This is a genomic window from Martinezella sp. CNPSo 3890, assembly GCF_057784455.1.
Genome location: NZ_JBXSOR010000039.1, coordinates 1 through 4,664, shown reverse-complemented (window position 1 = coordinate 4,664; position 4,664 = coordinate 1). Strand labels below are relative to the sequence as shown.

Genomic DNA, 4,664 nt, shown 5'->3' with positions numbered 1-4,664 from the left:
AATCCATGAATTCAAATCGATAACCCCCTCATCCGACCCTTCGGGCCACCTTCTCCCCAAGGGAAGAAGGAGCTTATGGTGCTCGTCCGCCTCCATATGCGATAGCCCTGCCGCGAGCGGGGAGAGGGCTGGGGTGAGGGGCCGTGCACAAGAGCAAGACCAAAACACACACTTACCCGACCATCGCCTCAAAGCCTCTCGATCGCCGCGATCACCTCGTCCTCGACAGTAATCCCCTCCGTCAGCGCAAGACGCCGCGAACTCTGCCCGCGCCGACCCGGCAGGCGGACATTCGGATCGCGGGTGATTTCACCCGCCAGCAAAGCCAGCCGTTGTGCCGTATCGGCAGCACTCGTCGCCGCCGGATTGATCGCGATGATCGTTTGGCCGAGCGCCGGCGGAGCGCCTTTGTCGTCGAAGAGCGAGGAAGCCTCGAAGGCGTAGTTCGCACCGGTCAGGCCGGCGGCCAGAATTTCGACCATGAGGGCAAGTGCCGCACCCTTGGCATCGCCGGCCGGGATCATGGTGCCGGCCAAGGCTTCTTCGGCATCCGTGGTCGGCCTCCCCTCGCTGTCGAAAGCCCAGTCAGCCGGGATCGGGGCACCCTGTTGCCGCGCCGCCATCACCTTGCCACGCGCCACCTTCGACAGCGCCAGGTCGATGACAACAGGCTCCTCGCCGGGCAACGGCGCAGCGAAAGCAATCGGATTGGTGCCGAAAACCGGTGTCTTGCCGCCCCAGGGCGCCATCGAGGCCGGCGCATTGGCGACCATCAGCGCCACCAGACCCTGATCGGCAAAACGCTCCACCGTCAGGCCCATGACACCGGCATGATGGGAGCGGCTGATGGCGGCAAGCGCAATCCCCTGTTCGCGGGCGACGGCCGGAAGCTCGGCAACGGCAAGATCGAGCGCGGGATAGGCATAGCCATTGCCGGCATCGATGCGCAGCACGGCAGGAAAAGGTCGGCTAAGCTGCGGCCTGGCAAAACCATCGGTCTTGCCGACCTTGGCTTGGCCGGCATAAGCAGGGACGCGGCGCAGACCATGACCACCCTGCCCGGCAGCCTCCGCCGCGACAAGCGCGACAGCCACGGAACGGGCATTCTCGGCACTGACCTTGTTTCGCTGCAAAGCCTCCATGACCAGTGTTTCGGCTTCGGCAAGCGACAGATACATGGGACAAGACCTTGAAAACACATGGGAAGACAAGAGCTTTCTACGCCTTCATCCTCTCCATCGCAATGCAGCAAGGCTCTCGCGCTACTCGACGTCGAACTTGACACCCTGGGCCAGCGGCAGCGTCCGGCCATAATTGATCGTGTTGGTCGCTCGACGCATATAGGCCTTCCAGGCATCCGAGCCGGATTCGCGGCCGCCACCCGTCTCCTTCTCGCCGCCGAATGCGCCACCGATCTCGGCACCGGAGGGGCCAAGATTGACGTTGGCAATGCCGCAATCCGATCCGCGAGCTGAGACGAAGGTTTCGGCTTCCCTCATGTCATTGGTGAAGATCGAGGAAGACAGGCCTTGCGGCACAGCATTATGCAGCGCCAGCGCCTTGTCGAAATCGCTGTACTTCATGACATAGAGGATCGGCGCAAAGGTTTCCTGCTCGACCGGACCTGTCTGTTCCGGCATTTCGACGAGAGCCGGTCGAACATAGAAGGCATCGGCTGAGCCGCTTTCAATGCGTTCACCGCCTGTCACCTTGCCGCCGGCCGCCTTCGCAGCTTCAAGCGCTGCCTGCATGCGGTCGAAAGCCTGCTTATCGATCAGCGGTCCAACCAGAGTACCGGCTTCAAGCGGATTTCCTATCGTGACCGAACCATAAGCCTTCTGCAGGCGCGGCACGAGCTGGTCGTAGACGCTTTCATGAACGAAAAGGCGGCGCAGCGTCGTGCAGCGCTGGCCGGCCGTGCCCATGGCGGAAAAGGCAACGCCACGCAGGGTGAGATCGAGATCGGCCGTCGGGCAGACGATTGCGGCGTTGTTGCCGCCGAGTTCGAGGATGGCGCGGGCGAAACGGCCGGCCAGACGCGGGCCGACCGCACGGCCCATGGCCGTCGAGCCGGTTGCCGAAACCAACGGCACCTGCGGATGATCGACCAACGACTCGCCAAGATCGCGGCCGCCGATCAGCAGCGTCGAAAGATTGGTAGGCGCGTCGCCACCCTCGGCGACGTAACGCTTCAGCGCCTTTTCGAATAGAGCTTGCACGGCAAGCGCCGTCAGCGGCGTCTTTTCCGATGGCTTCCAGATAGTGGAATTGCCGCAGACAATGGCAAGCGCCGCATTCCACGACCAGACGGCAACGGGGAAATTGAAGGCCGAGATGATGCCGATCGCGCCCAGCGGATGCCAGCTTTCCATCATCCGGTGCTCGGAGCGCTCGGTGGCGATGGTGAGGCCGTAGAGCTGGCGCGAGAGGCCGACGGCGAAATCGCAAATATCGATCATCTCCTGGACTTCGCCGAGGCCCTCGGAGGTGATCTTGCCCACTTCGATCGAGACGAGACGCCCAAGGGCCGCCTTGCCGGCGCGCAACTCTTCACCAAGCAGGCGGATCAGCTCACCACGCTTTGGCGCCGGCACGTTGCGCCAAGACAGAAACGCGTCGTGTGCCGCCGCGATCGCAGCCTTCGCCTCGTCAGTCGAATGCTCCTTCAGCCGGCCGATCTCGGCACCGGTTACAGGTGAGGTAACGGCAAGCGTTCCGCCGGTGTAGCGATCGGCTGAGACGCCAAGCTCCGTCAGTATTGCCTTGGTTTCGGCAGCAAGATCTGATGTCGCGGTCATCTTGTTTCCTCTTCCCGTAATGCCGGTTCAGTTATTTTCAGACTCTGGCGCCGACGAAATGCGCGGCCTGGGCGCCAGCCTCGTACCACATTTCCTTCGCCGCCCTGAAGCTCGGCTCGACGACATCGGTCACCGGCAGCGGCAGATCGGCCTCGGAAATCTGTCCGAGAATGTGGCTGGCCAAAACCTTGCCGAACACGGTTCCTGGCGCGATGCCACGGCCGTTATAACCGGAGAAGCCGACGACATTCTGGTCCAGCTTGTGGAAGCGCGGCAGCGCGTTGTCGGTCATGCCGATCTTGCCATACCATTCGCATTCGAAAGGAATATCGCCAAGCTGCGGAAAGAGTTTTCTGATCGAACGCCGAGCCCAGCTCTTGTGAATGGCAAGACCTGTATTGCGCAGCGCCCCGACGCTGCCGAATACGAGCCGTCCGGCCTGGTCCATACGCAAGGACGAGAGCACTTCCTTGGTATCCCAGGCGCCTTCACGCCCCGGCAGCACGGATTTGCGCAAGTTGTCGCCAAGCGGGACGGTGGCGAAATTGAAATAGGGCAGATGCACCTGTTCGTTCCGAACCTTTTCCCACGGGCCGGTGCTATAGGCGTCCGTGGCCACCACGATCCAGTCGGCGCTGACCTTGCCGCCATCAGTCGAAACCACCCATTTCGCACCGCTTCTTTCAGTCGATGTCACCCGGCTACCGGTGTGAATGGTAGCGCCAGCCTTCACTACGGCATGGGCAAGGCCGCGCGCATAGGCAAGCGGCTGCAGGGTACCGGCGCGCATGTCGAGCAGCGCCCCGGTGTAGGCCGAGCTGCCGACGCGGCGCTCCGTTTCCCGCGCATCCAATACCGTGACCGGCGCACCGCGCTTTTCCCACTGCCGGGCGCGCTCCTCAATTTCCTTCAGCCCCTCCCGCCCAACAGCGCAATGCAGTGTCCCGTTGCGTTCCAGTTCGCAGGCGATGCCATGCTTGTCGATCAGCTCCATGACCAGCTTCGGCCCGTTGCCGAGCAGATCGAGCAGCCGCTCGCCGTGGACGGCACCGAGTTCGCCGGGCAAATCGTCCGGCATCACCCACATGCCGGCATTGATGAGGCCAACATTGCGACCCGCGCCGCCAAAGCCGATTTCATTGGCTTCCAGCAGCACGACGCTGGTACCAGCTTCCGCCAGATGCAACGCCGTCGAAAGACCGGTATACCCGCCCCCGACCACCACGACATCGGCATTGATATCACCGGAAAGCGGCTTGGTTGCCGGCGGTGGGGGAGCGGTCTTTTCCCAAAGACCGTGGGAGCGCGGGTCATTCAGCATGAAATCGGTCCAATCGACAGAGATAATCGCGCCAATCTAGCGCCATGCTCGAAATTGCGGAAGCGGCAAGAGCGACATCCGATGGACATGGCATGATGCCAAAAAATCATCGGCTCTGGAGAAAAACTTGCATGGCGAAGGCGCTTTCGACCATGATAGAGAAAAGCCGGCCGCTATGGCGGCGGCAGACAGAAGCAGGACATTCTCATGAAGCCCATTTTCGTTCAGCTCCAATGCGCTCCCGGCAAGACCTATGAGGTCGCCGATGCGATCTACCAGACGGAGCTGGTTTCGGAACTGTATTCCACCAGCGGCGACTACGACCTGCTGATGAAGGTCTACATCGCCGAGGAGCAGGATATCGGCAAGTTCATCAACGACCACATCGCCAATATCCCGGGCATCGTCCGCTCGCTGACGACGCTGACCTTCCGAGCGTTTTGAGAGGCCTGGACTCGGGTCGCAATTGAAGTCACATTCGCGGGATTGCCCCTCACTCCCGCCCTCTCCCCGCTTGCGGCAGGGGTATCGCATATGGAGGCGGA

At 62.0% G+C, this 4,664-nt stretch carries 4 protein-coding genes; 1 reads left to right on the top strand and 3 read right to left on the bottom strand.

What is annotated here, in order from left to right:
* Window positions 1–188: 188 nt before the first annotated feature.
* The 3 genes from AC13RC_RS34025 to AC13RC_RS34015 all read right to left on the bottom strand — a co-directional run bounded on the left by AC13RC_RS34025 (window position 189) and on the right by AC13RC_RS34015 (window position 4,119).
* Window positions 189–1,178 (bottom strand): Ldh family oxidoreductase, encoded by a 990-nt coding sequence (locus AC13RC_RS34025; protein ID WP_488559785.1) that lies wholly within the window; start codon window positions 1,176–1,178, stop codon window positions 189–191.
* A gap of 84 nt (window positions 1,179–1,262) precedes the next feature.
* Window positions 1,263–2,798, bottom strand: a complete 1,536-nt coding sequence (gene amaB / locus AC13RC_RS34020) for an L-piperidine-6-carboxylate dehydrogenase (RefSeq protein WP_488559784.1) — start codon at window positions 2,796–2,798, stop codon at window positions 1,263–1,265.
* Window positions 2,799–2,835: 37 nt separating this feature from the next.
* On the bottom strand, window positions 2,836–4,119 hold the full coding sequence (locus AC13RC_RS34015; protein WP_488559783.1) for an NAD(P)/FAD-dependent oxidoreductase: 1,284 nt from the start codon (window positions 4,117–4,119) through the stop codon (window positions 2,836–2,838).
* Window positions 4,120–4,326: 207 nt separating this feature from the next.
* Between AC13RC_RS34015 and AC13RC_RS34010 the strand changes: the two genes are divergently transcribed.
* Window positions 4,327–4,563 carry an Lrp/AsnC ligand binding domain-containing protein gene (locus AC13RC_RS34010; protein WP_015341532.1) on the top strand — a complete coding sequence of 79 codons (237 nt, stop codon included), beginning with the start codon at window positions 4,327–4,329 and terminating at the stop codon, window positions 4,561–4,563.
* Window positions 4,564–4,664: the final 101 nt, after the last annotated feature.

Bases quoted from the DNA above. Each gene is read 5' to 3' on its own strand.
- AC13RC_RS34025 (WP_488559785.1), bottom strand. From the start codon at position 1,178: ATGTATCTGTCGCTTGCCGAAGCCGAAACACTGGTCATGGAGGCTTTG.
- AC13RC_RS34015 (WP_488559783.1), bottom strand. From the start codon at position 4,119: ATGCTGAATGACCCGCGCTCCCACGGTCTTTGGGAAAAGACCGCTCCC.
- amaB (WP_488559784.1), bottom strand. From the start codon at position 2,798: ATGACCGCGACATCAGATCTTGCTGCCGAAACCAAGGCAATACTGACG.
- AC13RC_RS34010 (WP_015341532.1), top strand. From the start codon at position 4,327: ATGAAGCCCATTTTCGTTCAGCTCCAATGCGCTCCCGGCAAGACCTAT.